Below are 2,023 nucleotides of genomic sequence, written 5' to 3'. Positions count from 1 at the left end.
GCGATCGGGGAGGGATGTGCCTGCTGGGCAGCCAGCGGCGTGACCGGAAAAGTCCGCTTCAGGCCAGCCTCCTGGGCGATGGTTACGGGAACGGCGGTGACCCTCTGGACGGCTGAGCCAGGCGCCGGGGCCGCCAGTTGTGGCGCCGATGATTGTGGAGGCGAGGCTTGCGACGCGGCGGGAGTCGTAGGTTTGGGAGTCTCCGCGCGCTGGTCGCGGTGGTAGTAACTCCAAACGGCCAGGACTAAGGCCACCAGGAGCAGGAGTCCAGCCACCAGGTTCCAGGGAACCTGCGCGACGCGTTCGGAGGCATAATCGGTTCGTAACAGGCTGAGGACGGAGCCAGACTCGCCTTCGTTCTGCGGTTCGTGCACTGGCAATGCGGTCGGGTTCCCATCGGGATGATTGTTGACGAGGGCATTGACAGCAGCCATCGAATGCCGCTGTTGATTCAGAGCCGCCAGGTAGTCGGCGATGGCCTGTTCCTCGTTGATGCCCAAATGGCGAGCGTAGGCGCGGACGAAGCCCTTGTTGAAGATTCCGCCGGGTAGCTGGTCAAACTTCTCTTCTTCGAGAGCGCGCAGCAGGCGGGTGCTGATCTTGGTGGAGAGGGAGATTTCGTCCAGCGTGATCCCGCGTTGTTCCCGTTCCTGCTTCAGATGCTCGCCGAACGATGCCACTCGACGGTTCTCCTGGGACCCAGCCCACCGTTGTATGCCATGCTACCGCGATGTGGCGCGCTCCGAAAGAGAATGCTGAAAAATCTACGGGAAAAAGGCATTGGATGGGTTACGGGCAGGGTGCAAGGCGGGGCCCGGAGCAGGAGTGCAGCGGCTTGCACACTGGGTTGCGATGTCGTTGCAGCACGTGGCTTTGCGGGTACTTAGTTACTTAAGATCGTTGCCCGGGTTTCTCAGCGCAACCTATAATTCAGACACTTTCTCTCGCCGATCGAGGGACTTCGTGTATGTCCGAGGCTACCGGCATCGACCGTAGACGGCAAAGCCAGGAACTTACTATCTTCCACGACGTCGCCAAGGCGCTGACGTCTTCGCTGGACCTCGATTCTATTCTGCAAACCATCATGGAAAAGATGGCGGAATACTTCCGGCCGGACACCTGGTCGCTGCTGATGGTGGACGAGGAGCACAACGAACTTTATTTTGCCATTGCCGTGGGGGATGCGGCCGAGGCGCTGAAGAACGTGCGCCTGAAGGTGGGAGAGGGCATTGCAGGGTGGGTGGCCAAATACGGCGAGCAACTGATTGTTCCCGATGTGTACACCGATCCGCGGTTTGCCAAGCGCATCGACGAAGTCACCAAGTGGGAGACGCGCTCGATCATCTGCATTCCCCTGAACTCGAAGCATCGAGTGCTGGGCGTGATCCAGTTGGTGAACGTGGACATGAAGGGGTTCACGGACCGAGAGATATTCTTCCTGCAGGCGCTGTGCGACTACGCGGCGATCGCCATCGAGAACTCGCGGGCAGTGGAGAAGATCCAGGAACTGACAATCACCGACGACTGCACTGGTCTCTACAACGCACGCCACCTGTACAAGACGCTGGACACGGAGGTCTACCGCTCGTCCCGGTTCGGATACGAGTTCAGCGTGCTGTTCATCGATCTTGACCACTTCAAGCAGGTCAACGACACGCACGGGCACCTGGTGGGCAGCAAACTGCTGGCGGAGATCGGATACCTCATCAAGGCGCAACTGCGGCTGATCGATTACGCGTTCCGCTACGGCGGCGATGAGTTCGTGGTGCTCCTGCCACAGACCGGCAAGGACCAGGCGCTCAATGTAGCCAAGCGCCTGCGGGATGCCCTGCGCAACAGCATGTTCTGCAAGGAGGAAGGGCTGAATCTGAACGTGCGCGCATCGATCGGCCTGGCGACGTACCCGCACGACGCCAAGTCGTCGCACGATGTGATCCGTCAAGCCGACGAGATGATGTACCTGGTGAAGAACACGACTCGCGACAATATCGGCATTGCGCAGCGGGGAGTGATGAAGTAGCCC

2 protein-coding genes are annotated in these 2,023 nt (G+C 60.0%); one reads left to right on the top strand and one right to left on the bottom strand.

The annotated features are described in order from the left end of the window. A partial coding sequence (locus VEG30_01740; protein ID HXZ78619.1) for a helix-turn-helix domain-containing protein occupies window positions 1-680 on the bottom strand: 680 nt, incomplete at its 3' end. 287 nt (window positions 681-967) lie between these two features. Here VEG30_01740 and VEG30_01735 point away from each other — a divergent pair. Then, window positions 968-2,020, top strand: a complete 1,053-nt coding sequence (locus VEG30_01735) for a sensor domain-containing diguanylate cyclase (protein ID HXZ78618.1) — start codon at window positions 968-970, stop codon at window positions 2,018-2,020. The last annotated feature ends 3 nt before the right edge of the window (window positions 2,021-2,023 follow it).

Source organism: Terriglobales bacterium, from assembly GCA_035624455.1.
In the GTDB taxonomy this organism is placed as follows: domain Bacteria; phylum Acidobacteriota; class Terriglobia; order Terriglobales; family Acidobacteriaceae; genus DASPRM01.
The sequence above is the reverse complement of the archived record's forward strand: the minus strand, read 5'-3'. Positions and strand labels throughout refer to the sequence as shown.